The organism is Veillonella sp. (genome assembly GCF_018381775.1).
Taxonomy (GTDB): Bacteria; Bacillota; Negativicutes; order Veillonellales; family Veillonellaceae; genus Veillonella.
This window is the reverse complement of the sequence record NZ_JAGZRH010000004.1, coordinates 125,039-147,264: the sequence shown is the minus strand read 5'-3', so window position 1 is coordinate 147,264 and position 22,226 is coordinate 125,039. Positions and strand designations below refer to the sequence as shown.

The 22,226-nt window shown below is 41.2% G+C and carries 18 protein-coding genes; 11 read left to right on the top strand and 7 right to left on the bottom strand.

Annotation, left to right across the window (positions count from 1 at the left end):
* Positions 1-12: 12 nt before the first annotated feature.
* Together KH109_RS04000 and KH109_RS03995 are read left to right on the top strand one after the other, a co-directional pair.
* A complete protein-coding gene (locus KH109_RS04000) occupies positions 13-597 on the top strand; it encodes a hypothetical protein (RefSeq protein WP_295216040.1) in 585 nt (194 codons plus the stop codon).
* A 419-nt stretch (positions 598-1,016) separates the two neighbouring features.
* Positions 1,017-2,240: an MFS transporter gene (locus KH109_RS03995; protein WP_295216038.1), complete on the top strand. Its 1,224-nt coding sequence runs from the start codon at positions 1,017-1,019 to the stop codon at positions 2,238-2,240.
* Positions 2,241-2,378: 138 nt separating this feature from the next.
* Here the strand turns inward: KH109_RS03995 and KH109_RS03990 are convergent, their stop codons facing one another.
* Positions 2,379-3,176, bottom strand: a complete 798-nt coding sequence (locus KH109_RS03990; RefSeq protein ID WP_287537100.1) for a hypothetical protein — start codon at positions 3,174-3,176, stop codon at positions 2,379-2,381.
* Between the two features lie 143 nt (positions 3,177-3,319).
* Here KH109_RS03990 and KH109_RS03985 point away from each other — a divergent pair, with 143 nt between their 5' ends.
* Positions 3,320-3,871, top strand: a complete 552-nt coding sequence (locus tag KH109_RS03985; protein ID WP_105093666.1) for a GDSL-type esterase/lipase family protein — start codon at positions 3,320-3,322, stop codon at positions 3,869-3,871.
* Between the two features lie 152 nt (positions 3,872-4,023).
* Here the strand turns inward: KH109_RS03985 and KH109_RS03980 are convergent, their stop codons facing one another.
* Complete coding sequence (locus KH109_RS03980; protein ID WP_295216035.1) at positions 4,024-5,001, bottom strand: hypothetical protein; 978 nt, start codon at positions 4,999-5,001, stop codon at positions 4,024-4,026.
* A 344-nt stretch (positions 5,002-5,345) separates the two neighbouring features.
* Between KH109_RS03980 and KH109_RS03975 the strand changes: the two genes are divergently transcribed.
* Positions 5,346-8,885: a PD-(D/E)XK nuclease family protein gene (locus tag KH109_RS03975; RefSeq protein ID WP_295216032.1), complete on the top strand. Its 3,540-nt coding sequence runs from the start codon at positions 5,346-5,348 to the stop codon at positions 8,883-8,885.
* Positions 8,875-12,690 (top strand): helicase-exonuclease AddAB subunit AddA, encoded by a 3,816-nt coding sequence (addA, locus tag KH109_RS03970; protein ID WP_295216029.1) that lies wholly within the window; start codon positions 8,875-8,877, stop codon positions 12,688-12,690. The genes KH109_RS03975 and addA overlap by 11 nt, the downstream gene beginning before the upstream one ends.
* A 169-nt stretch (positions 12,691-12,859) precedes the next feature.
* Here the strand turns inward: addA and KH109_RS03965 are convergent, their stop codons facing one another.
* The gene (locus KH109_RS03965; protein ID WP_295216027.1) at positions 12,860-13,801 is read right to left on the bottom strand and encodes a diacylglycerol kinase family protein; all 942 of its coding nucleotides are present in this window, start codon (positions 13,799-13,801) and stop codon (positions 12,860-12,862) included.
* 216 nt (positions 13,802-14,017) lie between these two features.
* Here KH109_RS03965 and KH109_RS03960 point away from each other — a divergent pair, with 216 nt between their 5' ends.
* Entirely contained in the window at positions 14,018-14,725 is a 708-nt protein-coding gene (locus tag KH109_RS03960) for a GntR family transcriptional regulator (RefSeq protein ID WP_119209183.1), read from the top strand.
* Positions 14,726-14,809: 84 nt separating this feature from the next.
* Here KH109_RS03960 and KH109_RS03955 read toward each other — a convergent pair whose 3' ends face one another.
* On the bottom strand, positions 14,810-15,199 hold the full coding sequence (locus tag KH109_RS03955) for a helix-turn-helix transcriptional regulator (protein ID WP_295216025.1): 390 nt from the start codon (positions 15,197-15,199) through the stop codon (positions 14,810-14,812).
* Positions 15,200-15,351: 152 nt separating this feature from the next.
* On the opposite strand from KH109_RS03955, the gene crcB reads away from it, so the two are divergent.
* Both crcB and KH109_RS03945 read left to right on the top strand, forming a co-directional pair.
* Positions 15,352-15,732, top strand: coding sequence for a fluoride efflux transporter CrcB (crcB, locus tag KH109_RS03950; RefSeq protein WP_257846886.1), 381 nt, complete (start codon positions 15,352-15,354; stop codon positions 15,730-15,732).
* Positions 15,733-15,974: 242 nt separating this feature from the next.
* Positions 15,975-16,955, top strand: coding sequence for a molybdopterin-binding protein (locus KH109_RS03945; RefSeq protein ID WP_295216021.1), 981 nt, complete (start codon positions 15,975-15,977; stop codon positions 16,953-16,955).
* Between the two features lie 89 nt (positions 16,956-17,044).
* Here KH109_RS03945 and KH109_RS03940 read toward each other — a convergent pair whose 3' ends face one another.
* Genes KH109_RS03940 through KH109_RS03930 form a run of 3 tightly spaced genes read right to left on the bottom strand, consistent with a single transcriptional unit; the run spans position 17,045 to position 18,926 of the window.
* The gene (locus KH109_RS03940; RefSeq protein ID WP_295216018.1) at positions 17,045-17,275 is read right to left on the bottom strand and encodes a hypothetical protein; all 231 of its coding nucleotides are present in this window, start codon (positions 17,273-17,275) and stop codon (positions 17,045-17,047) included.
* 9 nt (positions 17,276-17,284) lie between these two features.
* The gene (locus KH109_RS03935) at positions 17,285-18,097 is read right to left on the bottom strand and encodes a metallophosphoesterase (RefSeq protein ID WP_295216015.1); all 813 of its coding nucleotides are present in this window, start codon (positions 18,095-18,097) and stop codon (positions 17,285-17,287) included.
* A gap of 55 nt (positions 18,098-18,152) precedes the next feature.
* Positions 18,153-18,926, bottom strand: coding sequence for a DUF4931 domain-containing protein (locus KH109_RS03930; protein WP_024066419.1), 774 nt, complete (start codon positions 18,924-18,926; stop codon positions 18,153-18,155).
* A 117-nt stretch (positions 18,927-19,043) separates the two neighbouring features.
* Here KH109_RS03930 and KH109_RS03925 point away from each other — a divergent pair, with 117 nt between their 5' ends.
* The 3 genes from KH109_RS03925 (at position 19,044) to KH109_RS03915 (ending at position 21,963) form a co-directional block, all read left to right on the top strand.
* On the top strand, positions 19,044-19,565 hold the full coding sequence (locus KH109_RS03925; protein WP_295216012.1) for an 8-oxo-dGTP diphosphatase: 522 nt from the start codon (positions 19,044-19,046) through the stop codon (positions 19,563-19,565).
* Positions 19,566-19,667: 102 nt separating this feature from the next.
* A complete protein-coding gene (mutY, locus tag KH109_RS03920) occupies positions 19,668-20,765 on the top strand; it encodes an A/G-specific adenine glycosylase (protein WP_295216010.1) in 1,098 nt (365 codons plus the stop codon).
* A 16-nt stretch (positions 20,766-20,781) separates the two neighbouring features.
* Positions 20,782-21,963 (top strand): metallophosphoesterase, encoded by a 1,182-nt coding sequence (locus tag KH109_RS03915; RefSeq protein ID WP_295216007.1) that lies wholly within the window; start codon positions 20,782-20,784, stop codon positions 21,961-21,963.
* Positions 21,964-22,226 lie beyond the last annotated feature (263 nt).

Genomic DNA, 22,226 nt, shown 5'->3' with positions numbered 1-22,226 from the left:
AGGAGAATTTAAATGGAAAAAAATGGATACGTTAATTTTAACTTTTCAGATAGTAAACCCAATATAAATAATATATTAGTTGGGCTAGATTTAGACTATTCAAATAAAGTGATAGCGCCAGATGGTCATGAGTTAACATTGATTGCTTTTATGCCAATTGAAAATTTATTGACTATTGCACCTCAATTTAAAACAGATTTTCAGAATAAGGAATATAAAGATAAAGCAATTTACGTTTTTTCTTATTATGATAAAGAAGATTATTTTCTTGACTACATTACTGAAATTGACGATGCCATCCAAGGATACACGAAAGTTATCATTGGAGATAAAAATCAGTTCAAATTTAACCTAGATAAATTTTATCCGATTAATCCTATTGAGAATTTAGATGAAATGAGTTTTCTAGGAGGACAACCTGAATATTTACAACAAGAGAGTGATGATTTTCTAGAAAAATATATTTTCATAGGTCAAATCTTAGGAATGGATCTACCTGAAGAAGTAAATGAAATTTTTTATCTAACTGAGAACATAGGATATATTTTTATAAATCGAGATCTATCTGGTGGATTGTTCTTCGTACAAACGACTTAAACAAAACTAAAAAGGATTAAATTATGAATGAAAGTATTGAAACAGTATTAAATAGTTTTCTGATCTCCAACATTCAATCCGAATAACGAGAAAATCATTGAAATAGAAGAAAAAGGTAGCTCTATAACTGTAAAAAGTGATGTGCTTTACGCTGGAATGGAAGCGCAAAGACTTTATAAATTCAAAAAACAGGCAGGTCTCTGGAAATTAGATAATGTAAAAGAATTTGATAGTTATGATGGGAAATGGCATTCTATACATATCTAAATTAAAGTAATTAGCAAACTGTAGCCAATATGAACCCTCTAATCGATAGAGGGTTCTTTTTTATGTTATCCTTCATGCTTTGTATTTGAAAAATTATTTCTATTTATAGTATGATTACTTTATATGTTTTTATTCTGTAGAAAGGAGCTCGTATGAATCGACTTAGTTTCTCGCGAACTCAGATTTTAATTCTTGTCAGCGTGTGGCTAACATTTTTGATTAGCTTTGTTATGCGCTTATCTTGGGCATCTTTGATGCCTATTGTTAACGAGGCATTGAATTTCACGCCTCAAATGGGTACGGCCTATTTATCCGCCTTTTATATGGGCTATGCTATCATGGTTCTACCAGGTGGTATCTTAGCGGATCGCATTGGTTATCGTTACACCATTTTGGTAAGCTTACTTGCCATGGCAGTTATTACGGCATTGATGAGTACCATAGATAATTACACCTATGGATGGGTATTACGATTCTTATTAGGTATCGTATCTGGTCCTGTACAAGCATCTTGTTTAAGTGCTATTGGGGATTACTTTGGTCCTAATCAACGTGGTGCTGCAGTTGGTATCTTTATGTCCTGTACATCCCTTGGATTGACCACTGTAAACCTTTATGCACCATATGTGGCAACTAACTATGGATGGCAAAATGCATTTCTTTTAACAGCTGTATTACCAATCCTTGTTTTCATTCTTAGCTACTTTACAGTTCGTAAACCAAGTGCTGACATCTTGGCGCAACGAGAAGCAGAGGTGAGTGCTGCATCTGCTCATGTAGGTGAAACAACTTCCTTAAAGGAAAATTTGCTACATGTTTTAAAAAATCGCAACATTTGTTGCCTTGCCTTTGCAGGCTTCTTTGCTACCGGTGCTACCTGGGCCGTAGCGCAATGGTCAAACTTGTACATGGTTAAACAGCTCGGCGTTAATGCCATCTATGCAGGTCATGTGATGTCCGCCTTTGGTTTAGCCGCGCTTATTGCGAAACCGACTATCGGTATTTTGTCCGATATTTTACCGATTAAGAAAAACCATTTGGTAGCGCTTGTTATGTTCTTATTTGCACCAGCATTGATCCTCTTTGCGAGCACCACAAATCCAGATATGCTCTTTATAACAGGTCCAATTCTTGGTATTGGTGCTTTCATGCATAGTGCTTTAACAAATGCTCTCGTAATTCAATCCGCAGAACCTCATTTACGCGGTACAACTGCAGGCTTTGTAAACTTGTTTAATCAAATCGGTGTTATGTTAGCACCTATGATTTTAGGTAGCATGTTGACTGCTACAGGTAGTTATCAATCTGCATTGATGACCCTTGCTATTGCTCCAGTTATCGGTGCTATTGCATTGTTCTTTGTACGTCTTAAATAATGTGAAAGCATTATACAATAGGTTCATCTGATTGTATGGAAACAAATAAAATATGAAACAAAAGAGACTGAACTAGATCTCCTAAATAGGGGACAGTTCAGTCTCTTTTTATACGTTACGAGTAACTATATTTTTTGATTATGGTTTTTGCGGTGCATGATAATCAGGTTGAGGCCTCCAATCACTCATAGGTGTATTTGGATCGGGCATGTCCTGATTTTGAATGTCGAGAATCCAATCACTAGGTCGGGGCCCTTGAGGCGGTGGTGGTGGAACGGGTCCATATATACCTAATTTAGAAGGAAATAACCGTGGTTGATTAGATGTATAAGGAGATTCTAATTGGTTTAGCGGTTTATAGATACCTTCTGGTGGCTGAACTCCAAATAATGGCCTACCTTCTGTTGGAGCCGGTGTACTTAATGGTTTATATGGACGAGGTGGTACGTATGGGTTCTTAGATGTATAGGTAATACGCTCTAATTCCAATGCATTATGTAAAATAAATTGACCTATTTCAGCTACAGGAGAACCCTTTGTAGCGACGTGAGCACCTGTAGATAGAACAGAACGTTGATTGTTAGCAGTTCCTATAGGTGCGCCATTTACTTGGTAGAATTTCGCCGGTGCTACATGCCAATCCATGAGGTAAATATCTTTAGATGTGTTACCACGATGGTATGTATAATTAGTTGAATAATCAGCAATAATATTCTGCTTTTTATATAGACTAATTGTACGAGCGTGAAGCGTACTATATGTAGGACCTGACTGTGCTAGACTAAGTGTACTTAAGTCGATATACACAGTCTCCGAAGGGCTATTATAAGCAACTTGGTATTGAGTAGGCTTGTTCTCTAATTCATATTGTGAAATCGCACTAGCTGATTGTAATGTTGCTAATGCTAGTATTAAAAAGGGATATAGTTTTCTCATCTTTGACCTCTCTTATGTGGAATTAGTATACCATAGTCAAACATGTAATTCTATAAAAAATGCATATAAAAATCCATAGTATGTATATTGTATATAATTGTCATTTTGTTATATGATTAATGCATAGTACAGGAGGTCTAGATATGGAAATTATCTGTTTTGGCGATAGCATCACCCGCGGTTATGATGTGCCTTATGGCCAAGGTTGGGTTGAAATTTGTGATGCATCTATAGAGGGTGTACATTTTACAAATTATGGTGAAGACGGCTGCTCCGTTCAGGGCATGATTTATAACATTGAAAAATGGCTACCTACAGCTGTAGCTGATTCAACGCGTCATATCTTCTTAATGTGTGGTACTAATGATATTTTGCAAGGTCGAGATAGCACATATGTGTTCAAGACCTTGGTGAAAGCTATTGAACTAGCGAGCACAAAGGGGAAGGTTATTATTGGTTTAGAAACACAAATCGATAGTGATATGGATGGACTCGACATTGTGGTGCGAGAGGTCAATGAACAACTGAAAGCCTATGCTGCAGAGCATGATTTAAAGGTTATAGACTTTTATACATCATTATACGAAGCAGATCAAATCGGGCAAATTGTCTTTGCCGGTGAAGTACATCCTAATGCAAGAGGCTATCGTTTGATGGCTTATAAAGCGTTAGAAGTATTTACAAGATTATCGTAAAAAAATAAATCTAAGAATTCAATTGGTAAGATGCATAAAAAAGCCCCGAATAAGATACCTCATTCGGGGCTTTGGTGATTTATATAGTCTTTATGTGTGAAGGCTTGTAGCTTTCACATTATATTTAATTCGTCACGAATTAGTCGTTAGAATTAGCGAGTACGTGCGTTAGATACGCGAGCAGATTGTGCAATTGCGTATGCAGTACCTTTAACTAAATCGTAAGCATCAGCAGTGTTGCCAGATACTGTTACAGCAGCTACAGTATCGTCAGTTACTGCGAACAATGCAGTTGCATAAGGGTGTTGTGCACCGTTTGGTACAGTTACAGCACCAGATTTAACAACGATGTAACGGTTGCCGTTGTTGAATACGTCGTAATGAGCAGCTTGTTTTACACCATCATAGCTTTCATTGTAAGCGAACAATGCAGCTACTTCACCGCCTGCTACTTGACCAGTTTGTTGCATGGAACGCAATTTAGCAGCTGCTACAGCTGTTGGTTGAGTCATGTTAACAGTGATACGCAAGGAGTTGTTGTTTACAACTGCTTCAGTGATTACGTTTGTAGAGAATACATTTGCAACGCCGTCGCCAGCACGGTTGTAGGAGCTAGCAGTTTTCACTTGGTAGCCGTTAGTGTATGCAGGCAAGTCGTAAGTGTAAGATTTGCCGTTCAACAACAAGTCGAATGCGTTTAATTGGTTAGTTTTATAACGGGAAACATATGCACTGCCGTTACCATTAGCTGTTACGGAAGTTACAGTTTCTTGGTATACAGGTTGGCTGTTAGTAGCGATAGGGTCCATGATTTGAAGACCTACAGCTGTTGTTTCAGGTGCTACGAAGATTGGATCGCCCAATTCTTTGGATACAGGCATTTGTTGAGCCATGTCACCTGCTGTGTAAGGTACCGCTGGCAATGGTTTGTAACCAGGGCGTGGTGCGCTTGTTACATAACCAGATTGGTACGCTGGTGTAGCCGCTTGAGGTGCAGCGTAAGTATATTGCTCAGCTGCAGCGCGTTCGTAAGCGCGTGCGTTAGCATCAACAGATGCTGCGAAAGCAGAGAAAGACATAGTTGTAGCTGCAAATACTGCAAAAGCAGCCGCTAAATGTTTTTTGTTCATAATAGTTCACTCCTAAATACATGATTTTTACAAATAACACAAATACTAACATGTATTATATATGAAATTCTGTTAATTGTAAATAAAATATAAATTTTTTTCTTAATTATAAACAAATATAATCAAATGAGTCAAATTTTGTACAATTAGCTTAAATTAACCCCAGAATTAAGCACAGAATATCATATTACTATATAATAGTATTTATGTATAATGACATTATTATATCGAAAAAAATAGTTTTAGGCTATACCTAAGAACAAGAAATATATAAATAAGATGAAATTTGTGAATTATATAAATTATATAAACTGAGATGGTGAAAGTTTCACTAGGGAGGTCTCATGAATATTAGCGTCTATTATGGACGAGCGGGATCAGGCAAGACGCGTGCCGTATATGAACGGATACGCCAAGTGATGACCGATTGTCCAGGGGAACCTATAATCTTACTCGTTCCTGAACCAGCTACCTATCGGGTGGAGCGGGAACTTGCTGAATTTATGCCTGAAAAAGGCTTTACTACGGTCCGTGTCGTAGGCTTTGGTCGTTTGGGTTACCAAGTATACCAATCAATAGGCTCCAAAGGGGCCGGTCAATCAAGCTTATCTAGCTTTGGCCGGTCTATATTGTTGCGCCTTGTTATGAAGCGAAAACAAAAGGAGCTGGGCCTATTAGAACAGGCTACTAAACGTCCTGAGTTTTCTTCTGTATTGCAACAGCTCTTTTCTGAGTTTCGCGCCTTCCGCATCGGTCCTAATGACCTTGAACGTGGGGCGGAGTCCGTTAAAAATAAAGTATTACAAAAGAAATTGCGTGAACTTGCCATCTGTATGGCCGCCTATGAAGAGGAAATCAGTCGTCATGGGGAGCGCGACATCGATCCTATCATGGAAATCGTTGAGGCGTTGCCTCAATCTCCACTAATGGAAAATAGCCACGTCTTTATCGATGGCTTCCATTGGTTTACACCTACTCACTACGAGTTGATCTATACCTTGTTTGATTTGGCTAAGGAAGCCGTTATTACTATCGATTTGCCAATGGCTCCAAAGGCTTTAAATATTGCACGTCGAGGGGAGCATCTCTTTAGCCGCCCTTTAGAGATTTACGATACCTTAGTTGCCCGTTATGGATCTAGCATTAATTGGGTTGGTTTTGATGGGAAACGGGGCCCTCACATCGTACAAGAATTAGAAGCTAATTACTTTACTAGTCCTAGTAAGCAAAATTCTACTGGTTCTACTATTCCGCTCATTCGTGGTTACAACCGTGAACGGGAAGCCGATGCGGTGGCTCGCCGTATTTTAGCCTACGTAGAATCCTCTCCAGAGGCACGTTACCGCGATGTATGTATCATGCTTCGCGAGTCGGAAACGTACGGGGATACCTTAGAGAAGGTCTTCGGTCGGTATGGCATTCCGCACTTTATCGACCGCCAGCGGCCTATGAAAAATCATCCATTAGGCGAATTGTTGACGGCTCTCTTTGATATCGTGCGCCATAGCTACAGTCGAGACAGCGTGTTCTTATTGCTTAAAACAGACTTGATGCCACTCAGCCGTGAGGTCGTAGATGAACTAGAAAACTACGTGCTCGAGTTTGGTATTGACCATTATAAATGGGAACGTGAAAGCTGGCCGTATTTACGAGGCTTCCATGAAGGGCAAGATGAAGAAGGTCACGCTGACGCACCGCGTAGAGCGCGTGTCAACCAAGCAAGGCAAACCATTATGGACATCCTATCCCCGTGGTTTGATTTTGCCGCTCATAGCGAAGGACACACGGGGGCAGAATGGGGCGAACAGCTGTATGGTTTGTTAGAAACCTTGCAAGTGCCTGAGCGTCTATATGAATGGGCGAAAGATGCAGAAACGGTGGGGGATCAAGAGTCGAAAGCCAGCCATGAACAGATGTACAATGCTGTTATTTCTTTCATAGATGAAATCTCTATGGTCATGAAGGATGAAGTGTTGACCCTAGATGAGATGATGCTACTCCTCGAAGAAGGCTTGAGCGATGTAAATTATTCTATGATTCCTCCGTCCTTGGATCATGTGGTAATCACCACCATCGAACGCGGTTATAGCCAATGGTGGCCTAAGGTGTTTGTCATGGGCCTCAATCAAGGTGTATTCCCACAAAGCATGGGCGATGAAGGTCTTATTAAGGATAAGGAACGTCAAGAATTAGCCGATGCAGGTATTACCCTTGCAGAAGGGGCTTTGCCGAAGGCTTTCAACGAGAATTTCCTATTATACCTAGCTATGACGCGGGCATCCGATTCGTTGACGCTGTCCTATGCAAGTTCTGGCGAAGATGGAACCGGTCTGGAGCCGTCCCTCGTGGTGAAACGACTAGAGTCCCTAGGTTATGTAGATAAGGCTGTAGATATTCCTCTATCCATTGCACCTGATACAGAGGCGGAGTACGTGTGGCGTCCACTGCAAAGTTTATCCCTCTTATCTGAGCGCTGGGGTGCTCTCTTTAGCGGCCAAGAGGTGAATCCATTGTGGTGGGGCTTATATAACTGGGCTCGTAACAGCGATACCTACCGCCCGCGTTTAAGTGAGGTGTCTCGTGGTATTCGAGATAATAATGATGTGCCAGTTATTACGAAGGATTTAGTGAATGGATTGTTCCTATCTAAAGGCTATATGTCTGGTTCTGTGACGCGTCTAGAGCGATATCAGCAATGTCCGTTCAAGTTCTATGCGCAGTATGGTTTGAAACTAGAACCGCGTCGTGTACGCTCCTTTGGTGCTCCTGAAATTGGTACATTCCTTCATGCTAACTTAGAGCGTTTAGGTAATTATCTATTAGATAACAATAAACAATGGCGTGATCTCAATGAAGAGGAGCAACAAAATTTATGTCGTTCTGTAGCCGATGAGATTTTACAAGAAAATCATGGTGGCGAGGAAACGAGCGATGCCTACCAAAAGGCCATTGAGCAGCGGGTACAACGAACATTACATGTGACGGTGGACCGCCTCGTAGAGTGGTCGAAGCGCAGTGATTTTGATACGAAATACTTAGAGCAAGATTTTGGCCGTCAAGGCGGTTGGGATCCGATTCGCGTACCCCTTGGAGAGGATCGCTATTTACGGCTCATTGGCCAAATTGACCGCATCGATGAATATACAAGGGACGGTCAAACCTATGGCATGGTTATCGACTACAAATCGGGCGGCGCACATGTGACGGCCCAAGATGTATACTATGGCCTTAAATTGCAGCTTATGACCTATCTATTGGCCTTGGAATCTGCTTATGGTAAAAACCAAGGCGAGTCTATAGCTCCTGCGGCTGTGGTGTATTCCTATGTGAAAAATCCTAAAATTCCTGCCGATGCACCTATATCTTATGAGGATGCAATAGCACTAGCCAAAGAAAGCGATGCATGGCAAAACAGTGGATACTTCTCTGATGATATCGAGTTGTTGACGCATATCGACAATAAATTTTTGTCCTATGGATCTAAACGAGGACCATATGTACCAATCGCTACGAAAAAGGATCAAACTATTTCTAGTAGAGATTTGCGTAAGGTTAAGAATTCTGGCGAATTTGACGTAATGTGTCGTTACACCAATCACGTAATGGCTGACATCGGTCGCCACATCGGGGATGGTCAATTCCCAATTCAGCCTTACCAGTTAAATAAGAATAGACCTTGTACATACTGTGATTACAATACTGTATGCCGTTTTGACTCTAGCCGTAATAAATATAATTATCTGTCCGGCTTATCTGAAGAGGATGCATTAGAACGGATGAAAGAGGTTCTAAATGACGGAAATGACAGAAATAACAGTAGCGATGTAAATAAAAGTAACTTAGCAGATAGTAGTAACGAAGGAGGTGAAGACTGTGGGTGTTAAGTGGACGCCAGAGCAGGAGTCTGCCATCATAGCGCCTAAGGATTCGTCCTTAGCTAATCAAACCTTGCTTGTGGCGGCTGCGGCCGGCTCAGGTAAAACGGCAGTTCTCGTAGAGCGCATTATTACCCGTTTAAAAGACATGGATAATCCTTTATCTGTGCAAGAGCTCATGGTTGTAACCTTTACAAAGGCGGCAGCTCAAGAGATGAGTGCTCGCATCGGACTTGCCTTGGCAAAAGCCATGGAGTCTACTGATGACGAGGCTATGCAAGAGCGGCTTGAGCGACAGCTCAATCTGTTGCCATCTGCTCATATTTCTACGTTGCACTCCTTCTGCCAATGGGTAATTCGTTCCTATTTCTATAAGCTAGATATTAACCCAACCGCTCGCATTGGCAATGAAGCAGAAATGGCATTGTTACAACAAGAGGTGCTAGCCGATTTATTGACTAAATCTTACGAAGAAGGCCTTTATAATATCTACGAATTGGCGGATTTCTTTAGCGATGATAAATCGGATGCAGGCTTAACAGCGAAGATTATGTCTTTATATAACTACGCCATGTCCCTTGCCAACCCTGATGGATGGTTACGAAAAGCCTTAGAGCCTTATAAAGAGGCCATGACTATTAACCCTAGTGATACGCTGTGGGGTCAATACATGTGGGATAACCATGTAGCTGTTATTGACCGAATTCGTGAGCGCTTAGAGCGGATGGAACAAATCTTGCTCGATCCAATGGGGCCTCATAAATGGCAAAACATTTACGACAACCAACTAGCTGCACTAAGCATGCTTTCATCAGCTGAAAATTGGGATAATATGGGTGAAGCTTGTAAGCACACGGACACCTTTATTAAGGATCAGTTCCGCATGGGGTCAAAAGAGGTACAAGCCTTTGATCCTATATTGGTAGCAGAGTTTAAATCCTTAGGTTCCCAAAATAAAGATGATCTCAAAGCAATGCAAGCATCTGTGTTTACCGTATCAGAAGCTACCTTACAAGAGCAGTTCAAGGCTCAATATCCAATCATCGAAGGTTTAGTAGAGCTAACCATTGCGTTCCATAAGGCGTATCGCGATATGAAACAAGAGCAAGGAATCATGGACTTTAGTGATTTGGAGCATTTATGCTTGGCCCTTCTCGTGGAGCCTGGTATAGAGGATGACCCTCAGCCGTCCGATGTAGCAAAGGAACTGCAAGATACTTTCAAAGAAATCATGGTCGACGAATACCAAGATACGAACGGCGTACAAGAGACGATTATCAATTTGATTTCTCGCGTCGATAATCGGTTCTACGTAGGGGACGTGAAGCAGGCGATTTATAGCTTCCGTATGGCCGATAGTTCTCTGTTTATGGAGAAATATAATACGTACGGCGATACTGATGCGGTAGAACGCCGTATCGACCTAGCAAAGAATTTCCGGTCTCACGAAAATATCTTAGCCGCAACGAACTTCTTGTTCTATCAAATCATGACGGAAGAGGCGGCAGAGCTCAATTATACAGAAGCTGAATCTCTCATTCCTGGCCGCATCGTAGAGGATGCGCCTGAGGATTGGGTTGGGGGCGACGTGGAATTGCAGCTCCTCGATGTGAGTAAGGATACGCTCAGTGCTAGTGAAAGCGACGAAGATGAAGGGGACGATCCTGAAAATAACGAGCGTGAGCTCGATTTCATCATCCAAAAGATTAAGGAAATTCACGCTGCTAAGAAACAAGTACAAAATCCAGATGGTACGTTCCGTCAAATCGAGTGGCGTGACTTTGCTATTTTGCGCAGATCCTTGGCTGGTTGGGGCACTCGTGCCGTAGAGGCCATGCGCCAAGCGGGCATCCCTGCGGTGGTAAACGAACGAGATGGCTACTTTGAAGCACAAGAAATACAACTATTGTTAGCGTTGCTATCTATCATAGATAATCCAGAACAAGACTTGCCAATGGCGGCGGTGTTACACTCTGGTCTCGTAGGTCTTGATGCAAACGAACTAGGTGCACTGCGCCTATCTGGAGAGGGTTCTCTGTGGTCCCTCATGCCAACCTATGCTAAAGAGGCTCAAGATGAGCGTTTATTAGCTTTTATTGGCCATATGGAGCGGTGGCGTACCTTGTCACGCCGTCACGGTGTAACCGATTTGTTATGGGATATTTACGAATCTCAAGATTATGTAAACTATGTAGGTGCTATGCCGAATGGCCTCGTGCGCCGTGCCAACGTGCTCGCCTTATACGACAGAGCAAAAGGCTATGAGGCCTCTGGCTTCCGTGGTCTCTTTAGATTTTTGCGCTTTGTTGAAAGCTTGCGTGATAGCAACCAAGATATGCCTCTTGCCAATGTGGTGAGCGAAGCGGACAATGTGGTGCGCCTCATGACCATCCATAAGAGTAAGGGCCTTGAATTCCCTGTGGTATTCTTATCTGGCGTTCAAAAACGGTTCAATATGATGGATCTTCGTTCAGAACTCCTTATCGATAAAAACGCAGGACTTGGTCTTAAGGGGTACTTCCCAGATATTCGGGTGTCTTTCCCAACTATGCCGTGGTTCTACGTGAAAGACGTAAAAGAAGCAGCCCTTAAAGCAGAGGAACAGCGTATTCTTTACGTAGCCTTAACACGAGCTCGAGATAAATTGTTCCTAACGGGCTTTGTAAAAGGCTTTAAAAAGTCTAGTGGAGGGTTGAATACATTAGGTGAACTCATTAAGAATTCTGCCTCTGTAGAGGGTCGACAACTACCTACGGATATTATCACTCAAGCTAATACGTATCTAGAATGGTTAATTATGGGCTTTGCTCGTCATTTGGACGGTGGTAATCCATTGCGCGTAGCCATTGAGTACGAAGGACCGACCTATTTTGACTTACCAGATAAAAAATGTCGCATCAAGGTCGAAGTCCACGATGGTTCTCTCTACGGTGATCTCGATTATAAAGCAGATATCGATGAAACTACCATCAATAAGGTACGCGAGTTGAAAGCAGTTAATGCTGTAGAATTGCCACAGGAAATCGAAGACCGATTCAACTATACCTATCCATACAGCGATGCTACGCGACGCACGGCTAAGATTTCCGTCAGTGAATTGAAACGACGATTCCAAGAACGGGAACTTGAAGCAGGCACTATTGATACCCTAAACGAACCAATTGTAACGGTCGATACAGGCGCTAAACGAGCTGTTTCAGATGCAATCTTAGGTCAAGCCATTAAGCTAGATGTTTGTAATGCTGATGATTTAGCTAATTCCGTATTCGGTCGCAAGCCGCAAGCACTGCAGTCCGAAGAGGATGTGTTGACAGGGGCTCAATGGGGTACCTTGATGCATGAGGCCATGCAATGGCTTCCTCTTGCGCAGTATACTCAAGCTTCTTTAACGAAAGAGCTTGATGCACTCGTAACGAAAGGGACTTTCACAGAGGAAGAACGAAATCTATTAAGCGATACAAGTCTATATAAATTCTTTAGTTCTGACCTTGGGAAGCGTCTTATCAATGCGAAGCGCATAGAACGTGAAATGCCGTTTAGTATGCTTTTTGAAGGTAAACGCGTATATGATACCTTAGAGGACGGAGAAAATCTATTCCTCCAAGGTATTATCGATACTGCCTTTGAAGAAGATGGTGAGTGGGTTCTTGTAGATTACAAGACCGATCGCGTCAAATCTGGGGAGGACCTCATCAAGCGTTATAAAATACAAATGGACCTCTACAAAGAGGCATTACAACGATTGACGGGAATGCCTGTGAAAGCTTGTTATATTTATAGTTTCCGTTTGCATGATGCTATCATTATAGATTAGCCTTTGATAAGCCTATGATTAATTTAGTGCTATGAATGAGAAATATGCAGGGACTAGGTAGGTATTTCTTATAAGGTAATGAACATAAAAAAGCTCTCTATCCTTGGATAGAGAGCTTTTGTGTTATAGATTGTTATATATTTTGTCTTGTAGATTTCTCTACAATTTATTAAATATGTGGTAGTTTAGGCAAATTTAAAGCCTTTTTCTTTTTGTGTTTTGATGGGGCAAATACTTTTAGAACCCGTGGCAATACTTCGATATCTACCGGCATGGATGGACCTTGGTCGCCGTCCATATTAGTAGGTAGATCACCGGCATTAGATAATAGTTCTATATGAGCTTTTTTTACAGTTAATGAAGTTGTATAACGGGAGTTATAGATGGCACCGCTAATGATGAGTGGTAATACGCTAAGAATATCAAGGATAAAGTATTCCTTGAATATAATGATACGCATATAACCATCGTCTACAGAGGCTTCAGGCATAAAGCGTTCAAAGCTAGATACTACATTGGTAAGTAATGCCAATACGAGTGGTGATTTACAAATGAAATCATCATTTTCTGTTTGGATGCGGTATGTGTAGTCCTTGGTTGTAAATAATGCTTGGCCTGCGCGTAAAAAATAGGCAAGAGGACCTAAAATACTTTTTTCTTTTGGTGTAACCTCTTCGATTACTTTTGGAATAACACCAGCTGCGATATTATTGCAGAAATATTTGTCGTTACAACGACCGATATCAATGGTACGTGTTTGGTTGATATCAATACGTTTGATCGCCTGTGTTGGATTCTGATGAATACCAAGGGCACGAGACATATCGTTTACAGTACCAACAGGAATGAAACCAAAGGTAGATTTAAAGCCACCTTGGGCAATACCGTTAACGGTTTCATTTACGGTGCCGTCACCGCCCATGCAGAACACAGCATCGAATCCGCGTTCGCAAGCATCCTTTGCGAAACGTGTAGCATCGCCTTCACCAGTAGTGAATTTGACCTCAATCGTCTCAAACAAGGTGCTCAATTTCCATTGTAAATCGAGGGCATAGCGACGTGCCGCACCGCCACCTGATACAGGATTTATGATAACTAAACAACGGCTCATGGTACAACTTCCTTACTTTCAAAAATGAGATATAGCTATTATTTATCGTTAAATTGACAGTCTTAGATGTGAGCTCTATAATTATATTGTATGCACTAAATTACATATGACATATTTATTCAAAATACAAAATATATCGTATAATATATTATACTCATTTTAGCCGTTCTTTGAAAGTACGAAAGAGATGACGGGATATAAGGTTAGGGGATAGTAATGGGAAGACAAGATTCAAAAGATAAATACAAATTGTCCGCTGTGGACTCCATTGAAAGATTACCGCTTAGTGAACAAGTTTATTTAACATTAAAAACAGCTATCTTAACAGGCGAATTAATGCCACAAGAAAAGCTTAACGAAGTAAAAATTGCAGAACAATTGCAAGTGAGCGCTACACCTGTACGTGAAGCATTCCGTAAATTGGCTAAAGATAATCTCGTAGTTATTGTTCCTTGGAAGGGTGTTACTGTAAAGGCGGATACTCCTGAAGAGATTATTGCATTGTATCAAGTGCGTGAAGTAATGGAAGGCCTTGGTGCGCGACTTTGTGCCCGTCATGCGACTGATGAACAAATTAAAGAGTTGCGTGAAATTTGTAAAGAAATGCATCAAATCGAAGAGGCTACAGAACGCGTTGAAGTAAATAGTCGCTTCCATACTATGATTGCTCATTATTCAGGTAATGAACGCGTTGTAGAATACTTAGCGAGCTTCCGTGAACGCGTTAACCGCGACATGTACATTAGCTCTTTTAATGCAGTGCGTACCCATGATTGCGACGATGAACATGATCATATCGTAGATGCTATTGAGCGTCATGATGAAGTGGCAGCAGAAACTGCTATGCGTCAGCATATTAATAATGCATTTATCTTCAAAAAAGCAAATGCTGAAGTGCAACACAAAAAACTTAATGAAGTATAATGCCTATTGTTAGCATGCTTTATGAAAGGCTCCGCCGTTGGCGGGGCTTTTTCTGTACGAGCGTTAATACTGTATTTGATTGGCTTAACTTAGCTTTGGCTTAACTTTAGTTAGCGCGCTGTTCCTCGTATGATTTAGAAATTCTAATCGTTTATAGTGTGACGTAAGATGAGCATTGCAACTTTTATAATCTATGATACGCAACCTTACAAGCTGAGCTACATCAATTTGGAATGCTTGAGCGATTTTAAATAAAATTTCTAAAGACATGCCCGATATGCCTGTGCCACACTCTAGCTTGCTCAAATAACTGCGGCTAATCCCAACGTGGCGTGCTAGCTCGTGTTGGGACATATTTAGCGATATGCGAATGTTGGCAATTTTATGACCTAAACACACATATTGATGTTGTAAAAATGGGTCTTCGTAGGTATTTATTCGTAGCTCAGTTAACGGTGTTGTTAGAGGTTTCATAGGGATTCCTTTCTTTTCCCTGCTCTCTAAATATAGTATACTGAGACTGTTGGTCGTTGACTAATATAGAAAATTAGATATTTATCGGTTATTTCAGATAATTACACGGATTGTGAAAATCGTAGGATACTACTGTAAGTATAGGAGGCAATATGGAAAAATACATTGCAGTTGCCATTGGTGGCGCAGTTGGTGCGTTGTGTCGCATGGCTCTTGGCGAATGGGTTATGACAAAGGTGAGTTCCTTTCCATATGGAACGGTTGTAGTAAACCTCATTGGTTGCCTTATTATTGGCCTTGTACTAGGTCTATATATGCAAAAGCCAGATTTATCGCAGTTGGCGAGATTTTTCCTCGTTGTTGGTGGTCTCGGTGCATTTACAACATTTTCAACCTTTGCCTTTGAAATGCTGCAACTCATGATGACGGAGTCTTATGTACAGGCTTTTTTCTATGGCTTTGTACAAATTGTAGGGGGCTTAATCCTTTGCTGGATTGGTGTACTACTTGCGCGTATACTCTGTGCACTCTGATCTTACCAAATAAGGTGACTTGAGTTACAGCATATATAAAGCTATTTTTATATGATTAATACATAAGACTATTTAGGTCTTATTCGGAAGATATTTATAAACTAATTTGCAAGAAATTTAGAATAGGATTAGGTACATTTTGTTGTTATAACATACATTGTATAGAGTTCAGAATTTAAAGTTTGAAGAAAATTTTGAGTATAATACATTACATAGAATTCTAGATTATAAAGGGAGATATTATGAAATCCATTAGAACACAAGATGCCGTGGGGCATGCATTAATACATGATTTAGTACGCATTGTTATCGGTGAGGTGAAAGATACGCCGTTCCGCCGTGGCCATGTTATTACGGAAGAGGATATTCCGAAATTACTAGACCTTGGTAAAGAGCATATCTTTGTGATGGAACCTGAGGATGAAGGATTCTTGCACGAAGAGGACGTGGCACGTGCTTTGTACAATATGGCAGGTGGCGAAAATATGCATGACGGACCTATGGCGCAAGGTAAAATTGAAGCCATTGCAGACGTAGATGGTCTCTTTAAAGTTGACGTAGAGCGACTACATGCTATTAATAGCATTGGCGAGCTTACCATCGTAACAAGATTTAATAATACACCTGTGAAAGCAGGCGATAAATTAGCAGGCATGCGTTGTATTCCATTGTTATTAGAGGAACAACAAGTAGAGGATGCGAAGAGAATTGCTAATGACAAGCCTTTACTCAATGTAAAACCATTCGTACGCAAAACAATGGGCATCGTTACTACAGGCTCCGAAGTATTTGAAGGCCGCATTAAAGATGCTTTCACCCCAATCATTGAAGAACGTTGTGCTGAATTCGGTGTAAAAAAAGTAGCTCATGAAATCGTAACGGATAATACAGACGATATTGTGGCGGCTATCGACAAGGTAAAAGCAGCTGGCGCGGATATTATTTTCTGTACTGGTGGCATGAGTGTTGACCCTGACGATTTAACACCAGGTGCCATTAAACGCTATGCAGATCGCGTAGTGACTTATGGTTTGCCTGTATTGCCAGGTTCCATGGTTTGTATTGCTTACTGTGCTGATGGTACACCGATTCTCGGCGTTCCAGGTGGCGTATTGTTCAGCAAACCAACGGCATTTGATGAAATCTTGCCACGCCTCGTAGCAAATGATGAAATCACAAAAGAGGATTGTATTCGCATGGGCCATGGTGGATTCTTGGGATAATCCTTTTATGGAACATCTAAAAACTGTATAAGTCCATACAAAAAGCGGGTAGATATCTACCCGCTTAATTTGTTAATGCCATTATATTATTAAAATGATTTTTTCCCTAGTGCAGGATGGCTACAACGTTTTAATGTAAGGGTGTCAATCATGTGGACTGCCTCGTCCAACGTAATGTCCTCACGCTTTGTCGGTGTTTCCAGAACTGCCAAAGGATAGTCAGTACCTACCTCACCAGAGGGCAAGTAAATATATTCTTGGTTAATAGTATCGCCAAAAATATAGCCCGCTTGTAAATGTTCTTTATGAATGCGACTCATGGTCTCTCCTTACATAATTTCTTTCAGTCTAAAGTCTAGATAGTCTGCAGATACTAGCTCTAATTTTGTGGAGCCAAACTCCTTTGGAATACGTTTAAATGATATTTGATCGTGTAAATGTCCAAAGATACATGTATCTACATTGTATGTCTCCATGAGATCCGTAAAACCAGAAGGCGTATTGGATTCATTGAATGGAGGATAGTGTAACAATAGGATTTTTATTACTGGTCTGTTGTGTATATCTATTGTTAATGGCTCTAATGTTTCAGAATCTGTTGTTTCCATGTTTGTTTCAGCTGTAAGCTGTTCTAGAAGTGTTTTCACAGAGCCATCCATTTCTTGTAATGCTGCTTCGGTGCGCATTAGTTCTCTATCGTAAATGGACTGGTCTGTTTCAGGAGTGAAATGGGAGTCTCCAGGGCAGAGATAGGCGCGTGTGCCACCAAAGGCAATGATGCGAGGGCCTTCTTCTGTTTGAATAAGCTGTGCTGTACCATGACCTTGCAAGAAGGTGATAGCATCGCCCATGAGGTTTCGCATCTTGTTGGCAGAGGCCCACCAGTAATCGTGATTGCCTCGAATCATATATTTCTTACCCGGCATGGATGCGATTTCTTGTAAGTCGCAAGCCGCTTCATCTAGGCGAAGAGCCCAACTCATGTCACCTACGAGAAAGACTATATCTTCATCTGTTACACGGTCGATCCAATCTTCCTTGATGCAGCTCCAGTGGTTATCCCAATGGGGACCAAAAATATCCATCGGCTTCGTCGGAGGATTGCCAGATAGATGGAGATCGCCGATGGCAAATACTTTCATAAACATCCTTTCAAATATATCATCAAAATTATTTAGATACAATTTGTATATTAAACTATTTAGAGGCGTGGAAGTACGGCGCAATGTCTTGAATGATTTTTGCAGCTCGTTCCTCATCGCAAGTTTGAGGAATTTTGTAACCCACGTAAAGTGGTGTTGTGACATAACGGGCTACTACCTTGATGTAGTCGTAGCCGTCCTCAAGATTATATACAAAATAGTTGTAGGACTGGCTATAATTGGCGATGCTGCGCAATACATAACGCAATACTTGCTGTAATCTTAACGCTACGGAGCGCACAGGTGCATCTGGTTTAAAGCGTATATTGTACTCAAAGAATCCAATTATAGGCTGTGTAGATAAGGTGATGCGCACATCTTGATCTTCGTACAAGAGCCAGCCTTCCATATTTTGGGCCGTAATATCTTCGTGGTAATCGTAATCCTCAAGGCCTATAATTTGGCTATGCGGATGGCGGATAGAACCGCCAGACATGTATCCGTGATTTTTGAAGAAGAGTACTGATTTGAACTCTTTCCGTTCTCGTGTTTCACGCCATTTATCTAGACCAAATTGGAGAATGCGAGCCGCTTCATCGGCAGGCAATGTAGAAAATTCGCCTTCGTCTGTTTCTGTTTCAATAATAACCGTTGGCCATGTTTTATCTAATACAGGATATTTGTTCATGAGCCATATGATATGACCTGATGTATCTAGAATATCCGTTAATTTTGAACGATCACAGAAGGGGCAGCGCACTTCTTCGTTGCGAATATTAACAGGCTTTGTGCGCCCTAGTGCGATGTTAAATCGTAGTGGTTTATTCATCATGTGCCTCCTTCCGTATAAGAAAATCTATACTCTTAATCATACCATAATTAGCCCATTCGTACATGAAATAATGGTATAATAATAGGGTATTATTTTAACGATTAAGGAGGCCCTATGAAACCGACGACGCTCGTATTTCCTATTGATGAACAAAATCGCATATTGCTAGGTCGTAAGAAACGTGGTTTCGGGGCTGATAAATATAATGGATTTGGTGGTAAACTCGAGGCTGGTGAAAGCTTCCGAGACTGTGCTATTCGCGAATTATTTGAGGAATCTGGACTTCATGGTCGCCCCGAAGATTTAGAATGTGTGGCTGCTTTTGATTTTCAATTTCCTTTTGATGAAAGCTTAACACATGTAGGTTATGTGTACTTTTTGCGTACTTTCACAGGCAATGTAGAGGAAACAGACGAAATGGAACCTCATTGGCTAACAGTAGACGAAATTCCTTACAAGCATATGTGGGATGGTGATCGCCAATGGTTGCCAATGCTGTTAGAAGGCAAGAAGTTAAAAGGACCTATCGTATTTGGCCGAGACAACAGTACGGTAGATAAGATGGATCTGACCACTGTGGATACCGTTCTTGAAAGCGAACACTTGGCACGCATTGATCTATATATTAATGGATAACCTGTACCTTATTGGCTGCAACATATATGCAATATGCTTGTAATATGCCTATAGTCATGAACGTGGTACTAGAGTCCTAAGTTTATAATATTTTGAGGTAATATGACTGATAAAAAGAACCCTAAGTGGGTGCCACAGCTATTGGCGTGGTATGATGTGCATAAACGGGAATTGCCGTGGCGCGATTGCGGAGACCCTTATAAGATTTGGGTGTCTGAGGTGATGAGCCAGCAGACGCGCATTGAGGCGATGAAGCCCTATTATGACAACTGGATGCGTTTATTCCCAACTTTAGAGGACCTAGCAAAGGCCTCTGAGGATGAGGTGGTTCACGCTTGGCAGGGGCTTGGTTACTATAGCCGTGCTCGTAACTTGCGCCTTGGCGTAAAGGACGTCGTGGAAAACTACGGTGGTATTGTGCCCCGTGACCGCAAGACGATGGAGTCCTTGAAGGGCGTAGGATCTTATACGGCTGGGGCCGTGCTATCTATGGCGTACAACGAACCAGAGGTAGCTGTAGACGGCAATGTGCTGCGTATTTACGCTCGTTTATATCGCATCTTTGATGATATTTTGAGCACTAAAGGTAAGAAGGCTATAACTGCTATTGTAGAGGAAACATTACCTCACGATCGCCCTGGTGATTTTAACCAAGCCTTAATGGATTTTGGCTCTGCTGTGTGCATTCCAAAAACTCCGCGCTGTGGAGAATGTCCTATTGTAAATATGTGCGAAGCATATCAACACAAGGATACGGACAAATTACCAGTGCGTATCAAGAAAACAAAGGTTGTAGAGGTTCCAGTATTTGTAGGTATCTTGCAATACGAAGACTATTATCTATTGCATAAACGCTCGAATCGTGGGTTGTTACGGTCCATGTGGGAATTCCCTTCGGTGGAAATGGTATCTGCCTTTGACGAAGGTGAACGAGGCCTTGAAGAATTAGTTAAGGACCTAGGTTTTGAACTAGCTTTACAACCTGTATTGGTAAAAGAAATAACACATATTTTTTCTCATCGAAAATGGTTTATGAAAGCATTTCGGGGTGATTTAACGTATGCAGGAGATGCTAAGAATATAACGATCGGAGCTATCCAAAAGCAATTGCCAAAGGACTGGATGCTCATCAAGCGCGACGAGTTCGCTAACTATGCTTGGGCAGGTCCTCATGGTAAATTGACGGAGATGGCAAAATAATTTGTAGGAGCAATGAATGAGAATTCTATTTAATATCATTTTTTCTGCTATCCTCGTAATAGGATTGGTAGGATTTTGGGCGCTTTTCCTCAACTTGTGGAAGCCTAAAAAGAAATGGCCTGCTTGGGTAGGTTATCTAATTATTATCGGTGCGTGGTTCGCTGCCATCCGATACTATATACTCAATCAAGTGGATCTATACGGAACGATGTATTATCCGTTGATGAATCTATTCCGTACTGAAAGTTACGGTTTTCTCTTCGGCTTATTCTTGGCTATTCCTGTATTCATCGTCCTAGGTTTACTATACTGGGTGGTCAATAAGATTTGGAGCAAAACGCCGGAGGAAAATAGGACGGGCCGTCGCGCCTTCTTTAGGACGGCGGCAACAGTGGTACCGTTGGCAACAATTGGTGGTTCTAGCTATGCTGCCTATGTAGGTCAACATGAGATTGAGGTTACTCATGAAAGCTTCGGTTATACAAACTTACCGCCTGGGTTAAAGGATTATAAAATCGTTCAACTCAGCGATATCCATGTAGGGCCAAGCATCGACTTAGATGATCTTGATGAAATTTTAAAGCTCGCCCTTGTAGAAAAGCCTAATCGTGTTGTCATCACTGGTGATTTAATTGATAAACTGGCTTGGTTGCCACAGGTTTGTGAAAGATTAACAACCTTTGCAAAGCAAATTCCTGACGGTGTTGATTTCATCTTAGGTAATCACGAATACCATCACGATGTGAATAAGGTACTAGATGAACTAAAACACAATACACCAATGAATATCCTTGTGAATAGCAATATTCAAATTATGGGTGGTAAACAACCGGTATATATTGCGGGGGTTGCGTATGACAATGATCGGGAAAAAGAAAAACGTGAAGCTATGATTGATAAGGCTTTATCTGGTATTCCCGACTATGCCTTTGTAATTCTATTGGCCCATCACCCTGAATTTTTTGAAGAAGCTATTGAACGTAAAATTCCGTTGACCCTCTCTGGTCATACCCACGGTGGTCAAATTGTATTTATGGGCGTGCCTGTAGTGCCAACTGGCACTCCATATACAAAAGGTCGATACGTAGAAGAACAAAGCGTGTGCTACGTCAATAACGGATCAGGACACTGGTTCCCAATCCGTATCAACTGCCCACGAGAAATTACAGTTATTACATTCTTTGACGGAGTAGCTTAGAAGTAAAGGTGAGCTCCTTAGAATAAAAGATGAGCTCACTATAGGGATACAAAAATGTATAATACATCCTTTATCCATAAATTTCTTATATGTATCATTCTACTTGCGCTATTTGATATTTCTCTAATCTACGAGATGACAGCAGATATATATAAAGGATATCTCAAAATAGCAATACTAGTGGCAGTTGGATGCCATTTAGATATATACCTGGAACTCAGTAAACAAGAAGAACTGATAATACAAGCATTCAAAAATGATAC

Bases quoted from the DNA above. Each gene is read 5' to 3' on its own strand.
- KH109_RS04000 (WP_295216040.1), top strand. From the start codon at position 13: ATGGAAAAAAATGGATACGTTAATTTTAACTTTTCAGATAGTAAACCC.
- KH109_RS03995 (WP_295216038.1), top strand. From the start codon at position 1,017: ATGAATCGACTTAGTTTCTCGCGAACTCAGATTTTAATTCTTGTCAGC.
- KH109_RS03990 (WP_287537100.1), bottom strand. From the start codon at position 3,176: ATGAGAAAACTATATCCCTTTTTAATACTAGCATTAGCAACATTACAA.
- KH109_RS03985 (WP_105093666.1), top strand. From the start codon at position 3,320: ATGGAAATTATCTGTTTTGGCGATAGCATCACCCGCGGTTATGATGTG.
- KH109_RS03980 (WP_295216035.1), bottom strand. From the start codon at position 5,001: ATGAACAAAAAACATTTAGCGGCTGCTTTTGCAGTATTTGCAGCTACA.
- KH109_RS03975 (WP_295216032.1), top strand. From the start codon at position 5,346: ATGAATATTAGCGTCTATTATGGACGAGCGGGATCAGGCAAGACGCGT.
- KH109_RS03965 (WP_295216027.1), bottom strand. From the start codon at position 13,801: ATGAGCCGTTGTTTAGTTATCATAAATCCTGTATCAGGTGGCGGTGCG.
- KH109_RS03960 (WP_119209183.1), top strand. From the start codon at position 14,018: ATGGGAAGACAAGATTCAAAAGATAAATACAAATTGTCCGCTGTGGAC.
- KH109_RS03955 (WP_295216025.1), bottom strand. From the start codon at position 15,199: ATGAAACCTCTAACAACACCGTTAACTGAGCTACGAATAAATACCTAC.
- crcB (WP_257846886.1), top strand. From the start codon at position 15,352: ATGGAAAAATACATTGCAGTTGCCATTGGTGGCGCAGTTGGTGCGTTG.
- KH109_RS03945 (WP_295216021.1), top strand. From the start codon at position 15,975: ATGAAATCCATTAGAACACAAGATGCCGTGGGGCATGCATTAATACAT.
- KH109_RS03940 (WP_295216018.1), bottom strand. From the start codon at position 17,275: ATGAGTCGCATTCATAAAGAACATTTACAAGCGGGCTATATTTTTGGC.
- KH109_RS03935 (WP_295216015.1), bottom strand. From the start codon at position 18,097: ATGAAAGTATTTGCCATCGGCGATCTCCATCTATCTGGCAATCCTCCG.
- KH109_RS03930 (WP_024066419.1), bottom strand. From the start codon at position 18,926: ATGAATAAACCACTACGATTTAACATCGCACTAGGGCGCACAAAGCCT.
- KH109_RS03925 (WP_295216012.1), top strand. From the start codon at position 19,044: ATGAAACCGACGACGCTCGTATTTCCTATTGATGAACAAAATCGCATA.
- mutY (WP_295216010.1), top strand. From the start codon at position 19,668: ATGACTGATAAAAAGAACCCTAAGTGGGTGCCACAGCTATTGGCGTGG.
- KH109_RS03915 (WP_295216007.1), top strand. From the start codon at position 20,782: ATGAGAATTCTATTTAATATCATTTTTTCTGCTATCCTCGTAATAGGA.